This is a genomic window from Pseudovibrio japonicus (genome assembly GCF_014651595.1).
GTDB lineage: Bacteria > Pseudomonadota > Alphaproteobacteria > Rhizobiales > Stappiaceae > Pseudovibrio > Pseudovibrio japonicus.
The window spans coordinates 493335-510749 of the sequence record NZ_BMXE01000001.1 but is presented as its reverse complement, the minus strand read 5'-3'; the positions used below and the strand labels follow the sequence as shown (position 1 = coordinate 510749).

General features: G+C 56.5%; 19 protein-coding genes. All 19 read left to right on the top strand.

Annotation, left to right across the window (positions count from 1 at the left end; translation table 11 throughout):
• Positions 1-36 precede the first annotated feature (36 nt).
• The 19 genes from IE076_RS02180 (at position 37) to ccmE (ending at position 17356) form a co-directional block, all read left to right on the top strand.
• Positions 37-1377 carry a phage major capsid protein gene (locus IE076_RS02180; RefSeq protein WP_189434954.1) on the top strand — a complete coding sequence of 447 codons (1341 nt, stop codon included), beginning with the start codon at positions 37-39 and terminating at the stop codon, positions 1375-1377.
• Positions 1378-1473: 96 nt separating this feature from the next.
• Positions 1474-2046, top strand: a complete 573-nt coding sequence (locus IE076_RS02175) for a head-tail connector protein (RefSeq protein WP_189434953.1) — start codon at positions 1474-1476, stop codon at positions 2044-2046.
• Positions 2043-2381, top strand: coding sequence for a phage head closure protein (locus IE076_RS02170; protein WP_189434951.1), 339 nt, complete (start codon positions 2043-2045; stop codon positions 2379-2381). Before IE076_RS02175 ends, IE076_RS02170 begins: the two co-directional genes overlap by 4 nt.
• Entirely contained in the window at positions 2368-2775 is a 408-nt protein-coding gene (locus tag IE076_RS02165) for a DUF3168 domain-containing protein (protein ID WP_189434949.1), read from the top strand. Before IE076_RS02170 ends, IE076_RS02165 begins: the two co-directional genes overlap by 14 nt.
• Before the next feature lie 23 nt (positions 2776-2798).
• Positions 2799-3215 (top strand): phage major tail protein, TP901-1 family, encoded by a 417-nt coding sequence (locus IE076_RS02160; protein WP_189434947.1) that lies wholly within the window; start codon positions 2799-2801, stop codon positions 3213-3215.
• 10 nt (positions 3216-3225) lie between these two features.
• Positions 3226-3594: a gene transfer agent family protein gene (locus tag IE076_RS02155; protein WP_189434945.1), complete on the top strand. Its 369-nt coding sequence runs from the start codon at positions 3226-3228 to the stop codon at positions 3592-3594.
• Positions 3591-3818 carry a phage tail assembly chaperone gene (locus IE076_RS02150; RefSeq protein WP_209008760.1) on the top strand — a complete coding sequence of 76 codons (228 nt, stop codon included), beginning with the start codon at positions 3591-3593 and terminating at the stop codon, positions 3816-3818. Before IE076_RS02155 ends, IE076_RS02150 begins: the two co-directional genes overlap by 4 nt.
• Positions 3815-4360: a phage tail tape measure protein gene (locus tag IE076_RS02145; protein WP_189434943.1), complete on the top strand. Its 546-nt coding sequence runs from the start codon at positions 3815-3817 to the stop codon at positions 4358-4360. The genes IE076_RS02150 and IE076_RS02145 overlap by 4 nt, the downstream gene beginning before the upstream one ends.
• A gap of 210 nt (positions 4361-4570) precedes the next feature.
• Positions 4571-5215 (top strand): DUF2460 domain-containing protein, encoded by a 645-nt coding sequence (locus IE076_RS02140; RefSeq protein WP_189434941.1) that lies wholly within the window; start codon positions 4571-4573, stop codon positions 5213-5215.
• A gap of 23 nt (positions 5216-5238) precedes the next feature.
• Positions 5239-6126 (top strand): phage/gene transfer agent baseplate hub protein, encoded by an 888-nt coding sequence (locus tag IE076_RS02135; RefSeq protein WP_189434939.1) that lies wholly within the window; start codon positions 5239-5241, stop codon positions 6124-6126.
• Positions 6127-6128: 2 nt separating this feature from the next.
• A complete protein-coding gene (locus IE076_RS02130; protein ID WP_189435586.1) occupies positions 6129-6563 on the top strand; it encodes a C40 family peptidase in 435 nt (144 codons plus the stop codon).
• Positions 6564-6580: 17 nt separating this feature from the next.
• Positions 6581-10465 carry a baseplate multidomain protein megatron gene (locus IE076_RS02125; protein WP_189434937.1) on the top strand — a complete coding sequence of 1295 codons (3885 nt, stop codon included), beginning with the start codon at positions 6581-6583 and terminating at the stop codon, positions 10463-10465.
• Between the two features lie 137 nt (positions 10466-10602).
• A complete protein-coding gene (locus IE076_RS02120; RefSeq protein WP_209008759.1) occupies positions 10603-10896 on the top strand; it encodes a PepSY domain-containing protein in 294 nt (97 codons plus the stop codon).
• Between the two features lie 107 nt (positions 10897-11003).
• Positions 11004-11669, top strand: a complete 666-nt coding sequence (locus IE076_RS02115; RefSeq protein ID WP_189434936.1) for a response regulator transcription factor — start codon at positions 11004-11006, stop codon at positions 11667-11669.
• Positions 11662-13083, top strand: coding sequence for an ATP-binding protein (locus tag IE076_RS02110; protein ID WP_189434934.1), 1422 nt, complete (start codon positions 11662-11664; stop codon positions 13081-13083). The genes IE076_RS02115 and IE076_RS02110 overlap by 8 nt, the downstream gene beginning before the upstream one ends.
• 195 nt (positions 13084-13278) lie before the next feature.
• Positions 13279-13734 (top strand): RT0821/Lpp0805 family surface protein, encoded by a 456-nt coding sequence (locus IE076_RS02105; protein WP_189434932.1) that lies wholly within the window; start codon positions 13279-13281, stop codon positions 13732-13734.
• A gap of 205 nt (positions 13735-13939) precedes the next feature.
• On the top strand, positions 13940-15406 hold the full coding sequence (locus IE076_RS02100; protein ID WP_189434930.1) for a hypothetical protein: 1467 nt from the start codon (positions 13940-13942) through the stop codon (positions 15404-15406).
• Between the two features lie 136 nt (positions 15407-15542).
• On the top strand, positions 15543-16703 hold the full coding sequence (gene ccmI / locus IE076_RS02095) for a c-type cytochrome biogenesis protein CcmI (protein WP_189434928.1): 1161 nt from the start codon (positions 15543-15545) through the stop codon (positions 16701-16703).
• 179 nt (positions 16704-16882) lie between these two features.
• Positions 16883-17356 carry a cytochrome c maturation protein CcmE gene (gene ccmE, locus IE076_RS02090; RefSeq protein ID WP_189434926.1) on the top strand — a complete coding sequence of 158 codons (474 nt, stop codon included), beginning with the start codon at positions 16883-16885 and terminating at the stop codon, positions 17354-17356.
• Positions 17357-17415 lie beyond the last annotated feature (59 nt).

Genomic DNA, 17415 nt, shown 5'->3' with positions numbered 1-17415 from the left:
CAGTTTTTTTATGTGCGCATTAAGGAAAATAATCCTATGAAAAACACATGTAATCCAACATTGGAAACCAAAGACTTCGCCAGAGAAGCTGCAAGCTCCGCGGCTCAATCTCCAGTAACCGGAGTTGCGACAGCACAATTTTCGCCTGCCATGAACACGCCGGAGGCCTTTAACAGCTTTGGTGAGCTCAACCACGCTTACGTCGAGTACACCCAGACGAACGATACCCGCCTGTCGGAGCTGGAGCAAAAATCAAGTTCAGATGTGCTGCTCGATGAGAAGCTTTCCCGCCTGGATGAGATCATCGACGGACAACTGCGCCACCTGACCGAGCTCCAGCTCAAATCCCAGCGCCTGCCGCGCTCAACCTCGGAAGCTGCGGGCGAACCCACGACCGATGTGGAACATAAATCTGCGTTTGATACCTATATGCGTGAGGGGCAGGAAGCGCGCCTGAAACTGCTGGAACAAAAAGCCATGTCCTCCGGCACGCCTGCTGATGGGGGGTATCTGGTGCCGCAGCAGCTGGAAACTGATATCCTGCGCCGCATCACCGCTTTGTCTCCCATTCGCTCCATCGCCGCAAATCGCAAGATCTCCGGCTCCTCCTACCGCCGCCCTGTGGTTTTGATTAATCCCGCGACTGACTGGGAGGGAGAAACCGATCCGCGTGACACCCCCACCAATCCCATGAAGTTTGCCCTGCGCGACGTGAAGATCTTCGAGCTCTCCGCTCTGCCTGCAGTCACCCAGACCCTGCTGGATGATGCGGCGGTCAATATCGGGGAAATTCTTGCAGAAGAAGTAGAAACTATGTTTGCGGAAAAGGAATCTGCTGCCTTCATCAACGGCAATGGCACCACCCAGCCGCAGGGCCTGCTGACAGGCCCGGTTCACGAGAGCCTTGAGGATACGGGCATGTCCATCGGGTCCATCAAAACGGGATACGATGGTGCCTTTCCATCCGAAAACGGTGGCGACCTGCTCATCTCGCTGATCTATGGCGTCACAACCGCAATCCGCCGCAACGCCCGCTTCCTATTCAACCGCAGAACACAGGCAGCAATCCGCAAGCTTAAAGACGGGCAGGGCAACTACCTCTGGCAGCCGCCTGTCTCAGCCGGTGCCGACCCAAGCCTCATGGGCTTCCCGGTCACAGAAGCGGAACACATGCCGGATATGTCCGATGGCTCTGCCCCCTATGCCGTGGCGTTTGGCGACTTCCATCGCGGCTACATGGTGGTGGATCGCGTCGGCATCTCCGTTCTGCGTGACCCGTACACCAGCAAACCGAATGTGCTGTTTTACATCACCAAGCGCGTCGGCGGCGGCATCATGGATTACGACGCCTACAAGCTGCTCGACTTCAGCGCCTAAAGCGGCCCTGCGAGGGCAGCTCAGCTGATCCCGCCGGAAACCTGAGCTGCTTTCCATCGCACACAACCAACATCAATCATGAGAGGAGGGGCCGCCGTGACGGCTATACTCACAGTGCCACCGGCTCTGGAGCCGGTTTCGCTCGCCCAGGCGCATGCGCAGCTCAGAGTGTCCCACACCCACGAGGATGCTCTGCTCGAGCGCCTGATCAAAGCCGCGCGTGAACAGGTGGAAACACTCACACGGCGCGCGCTCATAGATCAGCAATGGCGACTGCTACTTGATGAGCTGCCGCCAGACCGCCTGATCCGCCTGCCCGTGGCCCCTGTGGCTGAGATCCTGCAGGTCTACACCTATGATCTGGATGGCAATCAGCGTCAGCTGAATGAGACGGACTATCAGGTGGATCTGGCAGGCAACCCCGCGCGCCTGCGCTTCAAGGCTGGTGTCATTGGTCCCTTGCGGGATCTCAATGGCATCGAGATCGACTTCAAAGCAGGCTATGGGCCGGAAGCAAGTTCGGTCCCCGCTGGCCTGCAAACGGCAATCCTCATGCTCGTCGGCTTCTGGTACGAGCGCCGCACCATGCTGGAAGAAACCCGCCTCACAGGCCTCATGCCCCACGGCTTGGAGGCCGCGCTCTCTCCATACAAGGTACTCAGAATATGAGGGCGGCTGGCACACTGAGTGAACCCCTGCTGCTGCTGCGCCCGGATATCCACCATGCAACAGATGGTTCCACCACCAAAAGCTATGCGCAAGTCGCGCTGGTGTGGGGGCAGGTGCGCCCATCAACTGGCACCGAGTCCATGGCAGCAGGCCGCATCGCCAGCACCTACCCACTCACCATCACTATCCGCCGCCGCACAGATGTGGCGGAAGGCTGGCGGATTGAGCGGGATGGGCAAAGCCTGAGAGTAAGGGCAGTTATACCGCACGCCGGGCAAGACCCTTTCATGCAGATCCTTTGCGAGCACGAGGAGGGGGATGATGGGGGAACTTGAATTCCGCAAAGCCCTGTTTGCGGCCGCGCACGCCAAGCCAGCCCTGAAACCCTATCTGGGCGACCCACTGCGCCTGTTTGACGGTGTCCCGCGCGGCGCAGCTCTGCCCTATGCCACGCTGGAAGCAGTCAGCACACAGTTGCTGACCGGGCACTTGGAGGAGGGCGGAAGGCTCATCGGTTCCATTGGAATCTACTCCCGCCACGCCGACCGCGCGCAAACGCTGGAGATCCTGCAAATCTTCAACGAGCTTCTGGAAGTGGGCGTGACCCCGTCTGCTGAGACGGAAGTGGCTGGCCTTACTATGACAGAGACCAGCTGCAGGCGCTTGAGCGATGGGCGCACATGGTACGGACGCATCAAGTTCTCCGTCCTGCTCCAAAACACTGCGTAAGATGAACCCCGAAAGGAAATCAGATGGTCGCACAGGCCGGAAAGGACCTGCTTTTGAAATTGGACGAAGCAGGCACAGGAACCTTTGAAAGCGTGGCGGGGCTGCGCAGTCGGCGCCTTGCCCTCAACGCAACGCCAATTGACATCACCGACGCGGAGAGCACAGGTCGCTGGCGCGAGCTGCTGGCAGGTGCAGCCACCCGTCACGCCTCCCTGTCAGGCAGCGGCCTGTTTCGCGACAAGGCCTCAGCAGAAAAAGTCCGCGCAGCCTTCTTTGCGGGCGAGCTGCGCAACTGGCAGATCATCCTGCCCGCCTTCGGCACGCTGGAAGGCCCTTTCCACCTATCGGCGCTGGAATACGCCGGTGACTACCGATCCGAAGTCACCTTCGAGATTTCGCTGGAATCTGCCGGTGCGCTCACCTTTACACCGCTGAACTGAGAGAACTGACATGACAGCAACAACCTTCACGCGTTGCGCAAACCGCCAACGCGGTGAAATCCTCGCAGACTTGGGCGGCCAAAAGCACATTTTGGTGCTCACCCTCGGCGCGCTGGCTGAACTTGAGGAGGCGCTGACCTGCAACAATCTGCACGACCTGACCGAGCGGTTCTCCTCCGGCCAGTTGAGTGCCTCCGATATTATCAGGGTGCTCGGTGCAGGTCTGCGCGGTGGCGGCCTTATCATCGAAAATGAGGAGGTTGCCGAACTCTCTCACGATGGCGGAGTTGCAGCCCTCGCCAAACTGGCTGGCGAGCTGCTCGTCGCAACGTTTTCCCCCCAGCAGGAAAGCGTCAAACCGGAGCATGATGGTCCGTGAAAGAGCAGCAAACCGCACGTGGTTCCTTTCCCTGGCATGACCTGATGCACAAAGCCTGCCGGGAACTCGGCTGGTCGCCTCGCTCCTTTTGGCAAGCAACCCCAAAGGAACTGCAAATGGCTCTGAACCCGACAGGCAGCCCTGCCAAACACGCCTTTTCACGCAGCACTCTGGATGACCTGCTGCGCCGGTTTCCAGACCAACAGGAGCCACCAACCCCATGACCGATGATTTCAATGAGTCGCTCAACGTGGAACAGGCACGTGCTTTGGAGGTGACCATGCAAGAGGTCAACTCCCTTGCCAGAGAGTTCTCATCAGAACTCAGCAAGGGCCTGCAAAGTGCCGTCACCTCCGGCAAAGACCTGCAATCAATCCTCTCTCAGGTCGCCCTGAGCCTCTCAAGCGCCGCATTCTCCAGCGCCATGAAACCGCTGGAACAACTCATCTCAACAGGCATCTCCTCTGCGGTGGGTGGGATGACTGGCGTTACCCCCTTTGCAAAGGGCGGTGTGGTGGGCAGTCCGACCCTGTTTGCAACGGGCGGTTCCGGTCTGGGTTTGATGGGAGAGGCAGGGGCTGAAGCAATCTTGCCCTTGCAGCGCGGTGCAGATGGACGCCTCGGTGTAGCAGCGAATGCAGGCAGCACGCAGCCGAACGTGACCATCAATGTTGCTACACAGGATGTGCGCAGCTTTGAAAGATCCCAGGGGCAGATTGCGATGATAATGGCCCGCGCCACCGGACGGGGGCGACGCGGGCTATGACGTCGGCATTGAAGAGGAGGGACTCAAGGGCCGACGTGGCTTTGCTACCGGACGGTGGTAGCAAACTTTTTGAGAAAAACCGTTGCCGTGCAAAGAGGGAGGAGCATGAACAACGGGCCTGCAAAAATTACGCAAACATCTTTCCCATGTCACACCTATTAGAGACTTCAGGCCCCCGCAGCCTTGAGACAAATCAAACAGGAGAGGGAAATGACGCCATGTTTTGTTGATGAATCGTTCCCACTTGGAATTTCCCTAGGGGCTTCTGTCAGGGTAGAAAAACGTAGTCAGGTCACGCGGTTACTCAATGGCGCCGAAACGCGCAACGCTATCTGGAGGGGAACGCGACGGCACTTTGACGTAGGCACCGGCTTGCGCTCCTCCGCCGACCTGCACCGCGTGCTCAACTTCTTCGAAAAAGTCGGCGGTCGCCTCTGTGGGTTTCGCTTTCGTGACCCAATGGACCATAAATCTTGTGCATTCGACCAAACGCCGACGGTAACTGATGTGCTGCTGGGAACCGGAGACGGCAGTACCGCATCGTTCCAGCTCATCAAACCTGTGGGCACCGTAGGCGTAGCGTGGCAGCGCAAGATTACAAAACCAGTTGCGGGAACTGTTTCCGTTGCCGTTGACGGACAGGAAAAAACCGTCGGCAGCCACGTCTTGCTGGATCCGGCAACCGGTCTGCTTGAGTTTCAGGCGGGGCACATCCCATCAAACAATCAGCAGGTCACAGCCGGGTTCTTGTTTGATACGCCGACCCGCTTTGAAAGCGACCATCTGGAAATCAACCTGCTTCATTTTGAAGCCGGTCAGGTGCCGTCCATCCCTCTCCTTGAACTTTTGATCTGACGATAATCTAAGAAAGCAAATCCATGTTCAACGCTGCTTTGCAACAACACCTGAACGGTGAAGGGACAACTGTGGCCTATTGCTGGCGTCTGACTGCACCCTCCGGCCTCAGCCTTGGCTTCACCACCCACGATCACGCCATCACGCTGCTTGGCAAAACCTATGAGCCGGGCATCGGGCTGGACGGCACCCAGGCCATGGCACAATCCAATTTTCAGGCAGGGCAGGAGGAGGCGCTGGGCTTCCTCTCCTCTGACAGTCTGGAGGAAGAAGAGCTTGCCGCTGGCCTCTGGGACAATGCCGAGGTTGAGGTCTTTCTGGTCAACTGGCAAGAGCCGGAGCAACACGAGCTTTTAAGACGTGGCTCGCTGGGGGAGGTGAGCCGCGACCGCAATGTGTTCCGCGCCGAATTCCGCTCACTGGCCGCCCGCCTCTCCGAGCCCAAGGGCAGAGAACTCTCCCACCAATGCCATGCGGATCTGGGAGATACAAAATGTAGTGTCGACCTGAATGACCCCGCCTATGCGCGGCGAGTAGATGTCGTAAGGCAAGAGGCAGGCAACCGGCTGGTTATTGAGGACAACACTGATGTCAGTGCAGGCTGGTGGTCCTTCGGCAGGCTCACCTTTCACACCGGCCCCTACACCAATCAGCCCCTGCACATCGCCGGTCATATTCAGGAGCAGGGCGAAGACAAGATCACTCTGTGGTCACCCTTGATAATGGAGCTGGACTATCCTCTTGATGCCACCATCACCACTGGCTGCGATAAGAAGTGGGGCACCTGTCAGGGTAAATTCCAGAACAGCCAGAATTTCCGTGGCTTCCCCCACATCCCCGGCAACGACTTCATTCTTGCCGGACCCGACGCTCAATCTGCCGCCAATAACGGCGGAAAGCTGGTGGGGTGATGATGGAACAGACCCCTGAGGCGCTTCTGGCAGAAGCACGCAGCTGGATCGGCACACCCTATAAACATCAAGCCTCCCGTAAAGGCGCTGGCTGTGATTGTCTCGGTCTCATCCGCGGCCTCTATCGTTTCCTGCACAACCGGGAACCTGCAATCCCCGCCAACTACGCGCCTGAATGGGCGGATTTGAACAATGAGGATCAGCTGCTCATCGCTGCACGTCAGTACCTTGATGAAGTGCCTGAAACCTCACCAAAGCCTGCACAGGTGCTCCTGTTTCGCTGGGCACCTCATTACCCTTGCAAGCATCTCGGCCTCATGAGTGCACAAGACCGCTTCATCCATGCCTATGAGGCGGTGGGTGTGGTGGAAAGCCCGCTGGTGCCCATGTGGCGCAACAAGATTGCCGGGTGTTTCTCCTTCTTTCCAACCGATTGACCTAAAAGGACAAGACCATGGCCACAATGGTACTTTCAAGCGTGGGCGCAGCTGTTGGGGGTGCCATCGGCGGCCCAGTTGGCGCCATCGCAGGGCAAGCACTCGGCGCCCTGGCCGGAGCGTGGATCGACCAGCAGATCTTTGGCGAAACACGAGAGGTCTCTGTCGGCAAACTGGGCGATTTGCAATTGCAAACCGCAGCAGAAGGCGCCTCGCTCCCCTTTGTTTATGGCCGCGTGCGTGTCACCGGCAACATCATCTGGGCGACGCGGCTGGAAGAAGTGGTCTCCGAGGAGAAGCAAGGCGGCAAGGCTACCGGCTCCTCCACGACCGTCACCAGCCACAGCTACTTCGCCAACTTCGCCGTCGCCTTGTGCGAAGGTCCCATCACCGCGGTACGCCGCGTCTGGGCCAACGGTAAGGAACTGGATGTCAGCGTACTCAATATGCGCGTCTATCTGGGCAATGAGGACCAGCAGGCTGATCCCCTGATCGAAGCCAAGCAAAGTACAGCCCCCGCCTATAAGGGAACCGGCTATGTTGTGTTTGAGCGTTTGCCACTGGCTGAATTTGGTAACCGCATCCCGCAACTTGCGTTCGAGGTGCTGCGCGCCATAGAGCCGCTGGAACAACAGATCAAAGCCGTCACCCTCATCCCCGGTGCAGGAGAGTTCGCCTACCATCCGCAGGAGATCATCGAAGACATCTCCCCCGGCAACACCCGCAGCGTCAACCGCCACGGCAAAGGTGAGGAAACGGATCTTGTCCGCTCGCTGGACGAGCTTCAGGCCCTGTGCCCCAACTTGCAAAGCGTCGCCCTTGTGGTCTCATGGTTTGGTGATGACCTGCGCGCCTCCCAATGCTCCATCAGGCCAAAGGTTACCTACCAGACCACCCAGCACCTGCCGGAAAACTGGAGTGTGGCCGGCCTGAACCGGAGCGAGGTTCCCGAGGTCTCCCGCGTCAACGACAGACCAGCCTACGGGGGCACCCCATCGGACGCATCGGTCATCGCCGCTATCAAGGAGCTCAAACGCCGTGGCCTGAAGGTGATGTTCTATCCCTTCGTGATGATGGATATCCCCGAGACCAACCAGCTGCCTGACCCCTATGGCGCAGCGCGGCAGCCCAGCTACCCATGGCGTGGCCGCATCACCTCGGATATTGCCGCAGGCCAGCCCGGATCACAGCAGGGAACGAGCGCCATCGCCCACCAGATTGATGCCTTCCTCGGCACCGGCACAGACTGGAGGTTCCGCCGGTTCATCCTGCACTACGCCGATCTGGTGCAGGAAGCAGGCGGTGTGGAGGCCTTCCTCATCGGCTCAGAAATGCGTGGCCTCACCCGATGCTGGGCAGGTGCAGGTATGTTCCCGTTTGTCGACCACCTGAAAACGCTCGCATCCGACGTCCGCCAGATCGTCGGCAGCCAGACAAAACTCTCCTACGCCGCAGATTGGAGTGAGTATGCGGGTTACACGCCCCGCTCCGGTGACCTTCGCTTCCCGCTCGATCCGTTATGGGCTCTTGATGAGATTGATTTTGTCGGCATCGACAACTACCTGCCCATAACCGACCTGCGCGACGACGATGACCCGCAAGCCGCCTATGATCTGGAAGAACTGCGTGAAGGAATAGCCTCTGGTGAATATCATGACTGGTACTATGCAAGCTCAGAGGACCGCAGTGCAAAGAACCGCAGTCCGATTACCGATGGAGCCTACAACAAGCCATGGGTGTTCCGCCAAAAGGACCTGAAGAACTGGTGGCAGAACCAGCACTTCGAGCGGGTCTCGAATACCGAGCAAAGCACGGCCACCCCATGGGTACCACAATCCAAGCCCATCTGGTTCACCGAGCTGGGCTTTCCGGCTGTCGATAAGGGCGCAAACCAGCCCAACGTGTTTGTGGATCCCAAATCCGCCGAAAGCGCGCTTCCGCACTTTTCCAATGGACAACAGGACGATCTCGTCCAGCGTCGTGCTCTGGAAGCCAGTCTTAGTTATTGGGGAACCGATCATCCCGACTGGCCACAGGGAGACAACCCCGCCTCGTCGCACTATCAAGGCACCATGGTGGACTCCGACAACACGTTTTTATGGACATGGGACGCCCGCCCGTTCCCCGAATTTCCGACCTATACCGACGTCTGGTCAGATGGCCAGAACTGGCAGTTTGGCCACTGGCTCACCGGCCGCCTCGGCGAATTGTCAGTCTCCGGCCTCATCCGCGCCATGCGCGATGACTTTGGTCACACCCAGGAGCTCACCCAGATTGCAGAACTGGGAGAAACCATTGAAGGCTTGATTGTAAACGGCCCAACCTCCCTCCGCGCCGCGCTCTCGCCCATCCTGCAACTAACAGGCGGCATTGCGGTGGATCGTGGAACCCATCTGGCGGTCCTGCCCAAATACGCTGCGGTGGGAGAGCAAGGAAAACTCGACCTAGCGGACCTGCTGGAAGCAGATGAGGAGACTGAGAGCTATATCACCATCAGCCGAAATGACGGCAGCGATCTGCCAGCTGAGCTGCGCCTACGCGGAATGGACCCCAGCAATCGCTATGAGGCCCTAATGGTCTCCTCGCGGCGTCTGGACGGAATGGACCGCCGCACCGCAACCCTTCAGCTTCCCATCACCACATCGCTGCCTCTTGCCAAAAAACTGGTCCAGAAAATGCACCAGTCCCTCTGGCTGGATCGGGAGACGATCCAGTTCCGACTAGCCTTAGGCAGCATCCACCTGAAGCCGGGAGACGTGATCGAACTACCGGAAGACCTCTTGAAAGAGGAGGGCACCCCGATACTGTGCCGGATCGATCAGATCTCCTCCGGTGCGCATATGGAAGTTTTGGCAACACGCTTATACGGACTGCCGGTCTCCGCCGGACTGGCAATCTCTGACCAGTCCTCGCAGCCTTCATACAACGACACCACGCTCGGCCCTCCGGTTGTCCGCATTCTGGACTTACCACGCTTCCATAGCGAGGGCGCAGATGACGGCAGTCCGGCTATCGCGGTCTATGGCGCAAACTGGCCGGGCGCCTATCAGGTCTATGCCTCCAGCTCAGGAGAGGAATTTACCCCGTTATTGCAGGTGCCAGAACCAACGATCATGGGCAGCCTGCTAGAGCCGCTCGCCGCAGGCCCGCTCTGGCGTTGGGATGATGGCTCCCGTATCGCCGTCAACCTCCACGGCGGCCAACTGCAAAGCCGCAAGCTGCTCGACGTGCTTTCCGGTGCCAACGCTTGTGCCGTGCGCAAAGAGGATCAATGGGAAGTGATACAGTTTTGTAACGCAGAACTGATAGCACCCCAGACCTATCAACTAACCAAGTTGCTTAGAGGCCAATTGGGAACCGAACACCTCGTTGATATGGCAGCTCCCGCAGACGCAGAGTTTCTCCTGCTCAATCAGTCGCTTCTCAAACTGCCGTGGTCCAGTGACAAAGCAGGTGTCTCTCTTTCTTATCGTGTGGTGCCCGCAGGCAAGCCGCTGGGCTATAAATGGGCGGTCGATCTCAGCCATACGGGAGCGCAAACCTCACTCAAACCCCATGCACCTGTTTCCCTGAAAGCCACTGTGAAAACCAATGGAGACCTTGAGCTGACATGGACCCGAAGAACCAGATGGGAGGGCGACAGTTGGGCGGTGCAGGATATCCCGCTGCATGAGGACAACCTCCAGTATGCGGTGCGGTTGCATCATCTGCCTGAGGGCGAATCTGTACCGATTTTCCTGCAAGTCTTTGAAGCCGTAGAGGAACAATTGCTCATCCAGCGCAATAAACTTTTGCAGCTACTTGGTACAGGTACCCATGTTCTGATCTGCCAAGTCGCTCAAAAATCGACTAAATTCGGCTTGGGGACAACTTCAGATTGTCAGGTGAGTGTAACACTTTGAAAAGTGGTTTTGGAGGATTATCCATTAGGTAAACCATGAAACATCACAGGCCCAAAAGAATCTGCTAGGTCTTTGTTTTGACGTTCATAACACCTCGTTCATGTGAGGTTCAGCCAGTGCCGGGTAGAAGACAGCTTATGAGACACCAACTCCACAACCTCATATTCCGCTCAGGGATGGCTTTGGCTTTGGCGCTGACAGTTTTCACATGGTCTGCCCCTGCGCATGCCGCGTGTTTGTCATCCAGCCAGACCCGGCAGGCGGTTGCCAACGGTCAGGCGCGGCCATTGGGCTCGCTGAGGGTGAACGGGCAGATCCTCTCTGCCAAACTATGCGAGCAGGGTGGTGGATTGGTCTACGTGCTTTCCGTGCTTAACAACGGCAATGTCTCCCAAGTGACATTGGATGCACGAACAGGGCGGCGCAGGTGACCGCTTTAATAAGAACTTTTATTGATATGACTTTTGCCTGAATTTGAACGAATTTTTAAAGTGATATTAGGCAACAAAAAGCCTGAACGCTGTACGGGGTATATTTTATGCGAATGTTGGTCGTCGAAGATGATCGCGATTTGAACAGACAATTATGTGAAGCACTGGAAGATGCCGGCTACGTTGTCGATAAAGCATATGACGGCGAGGAAGGCCATTTCCTCGGCGATACCGAACCTTATGATGCTGTGATCCTCGACCTAGGCCTGCCGCAGATGGACGGACTGAGCGTCCTTGAACGCTGGCGCCGCGACGGACACGCAACCCCGGTGCTCATTCTCACCGCCCGCGATCGCTGGAGCGACAAGGTCGCCGGTATTGATGCAGGTGCTGATGACTACGTGGCCAAACCATTCCACATGGAAGAAGTCCTGGCACGGGTGAGGGCGCTTGTGCGCCGCGCTGCGGGCCTCGCCTCCAATGAAATCTCCATCGGTGAAATCGTTCTGGACACCAAGGCAGGCAAGGTGACCAAAAACGGAATGTCCGTAAAGCTCACATCCCACGAATTCCGCCTGCTGTCTTATCTCATGCACCACAAGGGCCGGGTGATCTCCCGAACCGAATTGGTAGAGCATCTTTATGATCAGGACTTCGACCGCGACTCAAACACCATCGAGGTCTTCGTTGGCCGCCTGCGCAAAAAGTTTGGCAGTGCGCTAATTGAGACTGTGCGTGGCTTGGGCTACCGGCTACAGGAAGAAAATGCCTGATAAAACCAGCTCAGACAGGAGCAGCACTGGGGATTCATCAAGGTGGAACCTCATAGGCTTCATTCGCAGAAAGCAACAGGCGTCATTGGCATGGCGTCTGATCTTTGTTGCTATGCTCTGGGCATTGGTGAGTCTGGTGTTTGCCGGCGCAATTCTGGTGGCCCTGTTTCGCGAGGCTGGCGTCAATGCGCTGGATGATCGCCTGGAAGTCCATATGACCGCAATTGTAAGCGCACTTGCAGCCGAAGGCGATCAGCAAGACCTTGCCCTTCGCGGTATCGGCGATCCCCGCTTCAGCATGCCGCTCTCCGGCTGGTATTGGACCGTGCAACGCAACGACAATATCCTGTTTGAGAGTGAATCCCTTTTTGGCGATAAGCTGAAACTTGAGCCCATGCGGGGTGCGCGGGAACTCAAGCGAGATATTGTTGGCCCCGCAGGGCGTGACCTGCGTGTCCTGCAACGCCGAATCCTGTTCAGCGGTCTTCAGTCCGTAACAATCGCCGTGGCCGGAAGCACCCGCGAAGTTGGTGAAAGTACCGCCTCCTTTGCATGGCAGGCTGCCATCACCTTGGGAGCCCTCGGGCTCGGTCTTGTAGCTGCCATCTTCCTGCAAGTCCGCTTTGGCTTGCGCCCGTTGAACGAGCTTCAGGAAAGCCTTGGCCGTGTCCGGCAGGGTAAGGAAGAAGAAGTACAGGAAAAACTGCCGAAAGAACTGAAGCCGCTGGCTGTCGAGCTCAACGCACTCATCCACTCCAACAGAGAAGTGGTCGAACACTCCAGAACGCAGGTTGGTAACCTTGCCCATGCGCTGAAAACGCCTCTTTCGGTCATCTCCAACGAGGCGCGCAGCTCAGACGACCCGCTTGCCCAGAAGGTGTCCGAGCAGGCCGACCTGATGAAGGGGCAAGTTCAGCACTATCTGGAGAAGGCACGCATGGCCGCACAGCGCCGCGTGATTGGCGTGTCGTGTGAAGCCGCTCCCGTAGTCACGCGCATGGCGCGCGCCATGGAAAAAATCCACCGCGACAAAGAGCCGGACATCTCAGTTGAGATGGATGAGGCCCTTTTGTTCCGCGGAGAGCAGCAGGACCTAGAAGAAATCCTTGGGAATTTGTTGGATAACGCCTGTAAATGGTGTGATAAAAAAGTGTCAGTGACACTGAAAAACAACAATTCCGCTACGTCATTTATGTGCCTGATCGTGGAAGACGATGGCCCCGGATTAGGGGCAGAAGAGAAAAAACGCGCGCTGCGCAGGGGGCAAAGACTGGATGAAACCGTCCCGGGTACGGGGCTGGGTCTATCCATAATCGTTGACATTGCAGGTATTTACGGTGGTTCATTTGAACTCTGTGACAGCGAGTTGGGCGGCTTGAAAGCGACTGTGATCCTGCCGTCTTTGACAATCTAGGCCGTGTTTGGGCCGGGGTTGCATCTGTCCCTAACAGCCATGATAGTAATTGTAACTGTGTTTTGAGGGGTTGCTCAGCTGAGCTGTTTTCAAGCTAATGACGCTGCTCTGGCGTGGGGTATCGAGCGGCCCGGGGGAAGGGGACAGTGGTTCTTCCCAAAAACTGATAAGTCGCCAAAGCGACAAAGAGGATGCATGTTGCTGCGAAACTGGAAAAAACTGATGGTCTTGCCTGTTGTTATCGGAAGTATAGCCGGCTGCGCGTCTGACCCAACCACCAGTACTGAAACCGAGAGTTCATCCTCGTCCATGTTTGGATTCTGGTCCTCCGAAAGCGAGCAGAATGATGCCGCTCATGCAGCTATCGACAGCGCCACAGAAGGCGAGTTGAAGCAGCTGCTCAGAAGTGGTGATCTGGACACCGTCTACAAAGCGCAAAGCACGGCACTGAACGCGTCGGACGCTGGCAACAAGGTTGTCTGGCGTAATCGATTCTCCGGAGCGCAAGGCACAGTAAAGTCTGGCCCTGTCTACTACGTGAATGACCGCCGCTGCCGTGACTTCCAGCATACCATCGCTTACGATGAAAAAACCCAGCTCATCAAGGGCGCTGCATGTAAAGACGGAGAGCGCTGGGCCGCCCTGAACTAACCTGCATCTCGGAGTAAAAGCAGTTTTGTCGAAGGAAACCGGTCTTTCGCTAGCGGAAAGTTCTGCTCATCAAGATTTGATTAAGCAATTACGCCGATAGTTTTAATCAACCTATTACAATTTGAGCAGGTGTTGTCTGCTGTGTTTTGAAGGTTGAGCGTGTAATGGCTCAATTTGAGTAAAGCTGAGTACCAGAGAGATTTGGATGCACGAGGTCAACCATAAAGCGTTGCAAATGGAGAAGGTGCTAGGCGCCTTGTCTGGTACTGCTTTGCGGATGTTGGAACGCTCTGTCAAAGAGACGGTCCAACGCGGCCGCTCCATTCCAAACGCTGACCTCATGCTGCTGACCCTTCGCCGCCTGCTGGGTGAGGCCTCACCCGGTCACGAAAACAGGCTCTCGCTGGAAACTCCACTCAAACGTGCAATCCTGAGCCCGCTTCAGCCCTTCATTGTCCCATTGCCGCTGAATACCCCCCATCAGGGTCGCATCGATGCAGCCGTGATGGACGAGCTATGGAAATACCTGCGTCAGGATCTGCTCGCCATAGAGTTTAAAGAGACACTGGCAACACTGGAGGATCTGCGTCAGCAGCAGGACCTGCCTGTCACCCATGAGACTATTCAAAAAGCGCTGATGACTTGCGCCGAAGGCCTGCGTTTGCGTTTGGTTGCAGCGGCGCAAAAGGAACTGGCGGCGGCTGATAAGGATAGCCAGACCAAGGCAAACCTGCGCCGTAAGGTCGGTGGCCACGCCAATTTCGATTTCCTGCGTGAAGCGCTGGTTATCCTGGACAGAGCCCCCGCATGGGAACAAGTGATGGCCAACACCCCTCCATTTGCGGAAAATGTGCTGTCCATGGCTGAGACTGAGCACCTAAGGGCCATTCGCGATCATGTCGAGCAGTACGACGGAGAAGCCAACTATCTGGCCACACTCGTTTTCCTGCGTCTGGATGAAACCCCGGTCGAACTAATGAAACTGGCGCAGGCTCTCGCCGCAGTGCCAGCGCTGAAAGATGTCGCCGACACACCTTATGCCACCTTCGTAGAACTCGCGTTGTCGTCTCTGGACCAAAGTGTCTCTGTGGTTGAGGCATGGCGCATGGAAGGGGAGGCCATTATCGGACTGCCCGAGGCTGCCAATGCCTGCCTGCTCCATTTCGACGAACTTGAAGAGCTGGAGGGCTTTAACGACTGCGACCAGTGGTACCAGAGCGCTGCCGAGCTTAAAAACCGTCTGCGCGCTCTTCTGCGTGATGAACTGAGCAATCTGCCTGCACTACTAGAAGAGGCAATCGCCTCGGAAGAAAAACCTGAAATTGCAGTTTCGAGAGCTGGTGACCGTCTGGAACAGATTCAGCGCGCCTATCACAAATGTTTGAGGGGATTAAAACTGGCCAAACTGGCATCCCAATATGCTGGTGTTCTTGGTCTGCATGAGTTGCATAGCTCAACCCGAGATCATGTTGAGCGCTTCATTGACCGCAACTCAGAGAAGCTCCTGGCGACGCCCGATCACGGGCAAACCGCTACGGAAAATCCACGAATTTATGGCGAAATTTCGCGAAAATTGAGCCGTTTGATCTCCATGAGCGAGATCTCGCAGGAGCCGGAAGACACCGCCAACCTCATTCGCAGACAGAAGACATTTTTGAAAGACGCCGCCTAACCCCAAGCAGCGCCTGCGTCTTTTGGAAAATAAGTGCAACTTCCTAGGTATTTTGTGGGTATATAGCTTCTGCGACCGCCCGTCGCAGGGGCCACCTGTTGCCTTTCACAATTAGAACCTGTCTATTTGGGCCACTATGACATTCTGGTTAGTTCTCGCAATTTTGACGGCGGCGGTCGCATTGACCGTACTCGTTCCATTGGCTCGCTCTCACAAGGTCCACCCTGAAGAGCGCAATGATGAAGCTGTGTTTCGCGCCCAGCTCGAAGAAATACAAAAAGATCTTGAGCGCGGTGTTATCGCGCCAGACATGGCAGAAGCCGCCAAAATTGAAGTATCGCGCCGCTTGTTAGCAGCACATAAAGAACATCAGGGCGATGACCGGTCAGCGCCTTCCAAAATGCGACTGCGCAGCGTACAGCTGACAGCCGTTGTTTTGGTGCCGCTGGCAGCTCTAAGTCTTTATCTGCAATTCGGTTCTCCGGAAATCCCGGATCAGCCAAGAGCCATGCGACTGGCTCAACCAGCTGGCGAGGCAGATCTTGATATCCTGATCGCCAGAACCGAGGATCACTTGAAGGAAAATCCGACTGACGGGCAGGGCTGGGCCGTGATCGCGCCAGTCTATATGCGTACCGGTCAGTTTGATAAAGCCCGCCGGGCCTTTGCAAACGCTTTGAACCAGTTCCCTGAAAACCTTGAGTTGATGGCCGGTTGGGCAGAAGCGACCATTTTTGAGAATGACGGCAAGGTTACCGAAGAAGCTGAAAAAGTTTTGCGCCGCGTCAATCTCGCCAAGCCTGAAATGTTGCAACCTTATTATTATCTGGCAATGGCTCTGGGCCAGAAGGGTCAGATAAACGAAGCGCTGGGTGCCTGGAATACTCTGCTTAAGAGCGCCGATCCAAGTGCGCCTTGGCTAGAAGCTGCAAAGGCACAGCGAGACGAGCTGATTGCGAAAGGTGCTGTGATGGAGGGCGACGCGCAGCCGATCCCGGCAGTTGGGCAGCCCAAAGGACCTTCTGCTGAGGATATGGAAGCAGCAGCTCAGATGAGCGTTGAAGATCGTAATGCGATGATCAGCCAGATGGTCCTGACGCTGGATGAGCGCCTGAACGAACAAGGTGGTTCGTTTGACGAGTGGGGACGATTGATCCAGGCCCGCATCATTCTTGGGGAGCAGGCGGAAGCTGCAGAAGCCATCGCACGCGCCAGAGAGAACCTGAAGGATGACACAGCCGCACTTGAACGGATTGATCAGCTGGCTGCACGTTTGAACCTGGCACCTGCCCAATAAAGCAGGTGCACAAGCATACCGCCGAAACGGGCCCGATGGTTTTCGGAAAGGACGGTATGCAAAAGACAAAGACGAGAGCATCAATTCCGATGTGGGTTCATCGCTCGATGCTCAAATGTGCTGCAAAGCATGAACGCCGTAAGGCATGAGTTGGCAACGTATCGACGGAATTGCGAAGTATGACACGTAAACAAAAAAGACTCGGGCTTATTGGTCTTGCCGGAATTGTGCTGGGGGCAGCTGTCGGCTTGGTTCTTTATGGACTTTCCAGCAGCGTGACTTATTTTCAAAGCCCAACGGATATCGTCGCACAGCAAATTGAAGCAGGGCAACGCATCCGTCTTGGCGGTCTGGTGGAAGATGACTCTCTTGATAAGAGCGGAGGCTCCGTGATCAAGTTCCGCGTGACCGATCAGGCAGAAGCTATTCCCGTTTCCTATAAAGGCATTCTGCCAGATCTGTTCCGCGAAGGGCAGGGCATTATCGCTGAAGGCTACATGGACGGAAACGGCGTCTTTATTGCTGATACAGTTCTGGCCAAGCATGATGAAAGCTACATGCCTAAAGAGGTCTACGAGACCCTGAAGGAAGATGGTCACTGGATGGAAGAAGAACAAGCCGCTGCTGCAGAGCAAAGCTCGAACGTAAACTAAAAGGTAGAAAGAACCGGCTCTAACCAAGAGGGCCGGTTACCCAGCGCCGTATGCATACT

What these genes read in the sequence shown, in the direction of transcription:
- ccmI (WP_189434928.1), top strand. Translation starts at nt 15,543, where the DNA reads ATGACATTCTGGTTAGTTCTCGCAATTTTGACGGCGGCGGTCGCATTG.
- IE076_RS02180 (WP_189434954.1), top strand. Translation starts at nt 37, where the DNA reads ATGAAAAACACATGTAATCCAACATTGGAAACCAAAGACTTCGCCAGA.
- IE076_RS02120 (WP_209008759.1), top strand. Translation starts at nt 10,603, where the DNA reads ATGAGACACCAACTCCACAACCTCATATTCCGCTCAGGGATGGCTTTG.
- IE076_RS02100 (WP_189434930.1), top strand. Translation starts at nt 13,940, where the DNA reads ATGCACGAGGTCAACCATAAAGCGTTGCAAATGGAGAAGGTGCTAGGC.
- IE076_RS02155 (WP_189434945.1), top strand. Translation starts at nt 3,226, where the DNA reads ATGACAGCAACAACCTTCACGCGTTGCGCAAACCGCCAACGCGGTGAA.
- IE076_RS02170 (WP_189434951.1), top strand. Translation starts at nt 2,043, where the DNA reads ATGAGGGCGGCTGGCACACTGAGTGAACCCCTGCTGCTGCTGCGCCCG.
- IE076_RS02125 (WP_189434937.1), top strand. Translation starts at nt 6,581, where the DNA reads ATGGCCACAATGGTACTTTCAAGCGTGGGCGCAGCTGTTGGGGGTGCC.
- IE076_RS02115 (WP_189434936.1), top strand. Translation starts at nt 11,004, where the DNA reads ATGCGAATGTTGGTCGTCGAAGATGATCGCGATTTGAACAGACAATTA.
- IE076_RS02145 (WP_189434943.1), top strand. Translation starts at nt 3,815, where the DNA reads ATGACCGATGATTTCAATGAGTCGCTCAACGTGGAACAGGCACGTGCT.
- ccmE (WP_189434926.1), top strand. Translation starts at nt 16,883, where the DNA reads ATGACACGTAAACAAAAAAGACTCGGGCTTATTGGTCTTGCCGGAATT.
- IE076_RS02160 (WP_189434947.1), top strand. Translation starts at nt 2,799, where the DNA reads ATGGTCGCACAGGCCGGAAAGGACCTGCTTTTGAAATTGGACGAAGCA.
- IE076_RS02110 (WP_189434934.1), top strand. Translation starts at nt 11,662, where the DNA reads ATGCCTGATAAAACCAGCTCAGACAGGAGCAGCACTGGGGATTCATCA.
- IE076_RS02135 (WP_189434939.1), top strand. Translation starts at nt 5,239, where the DNA reads ATGTTCAACGCTGCTTTGCAACAACACCTGAACGGTGAAGGGACAACT.
- IE076_RS02165 (WP_189434949.1), top strand. Translation starts at nt 2,368, where the DNA reads ATGGGGGAACTTGAATTCCGCAAAGCCCTGTTTGCGGCCGCGCACGCC.
- IE076_RS02105 (WP_189434932.1), top strand. Translation starts at nt 13,279, where the DNA reads ATGTTGCTGCGAAACTGGAAAAAACTGATGGTCTTGCCTGTTGTTATC.
- IE076_RS02140 (WP_189434941.1), top strand. Translation starts at nt 4,571, where the DNA reads ATGACGCCATGTTTTGTTGATGAATCGTTCCCACTTGGAATTTCCCTA.
- IE076_RS02130 (WP_189435586.1), top strand. Translation starts at nt 6,129, where the DNA reads ATGGAACAGACCCCTGAGGCGCTTCTGGCAGAAGCACGCAGCTGGATC.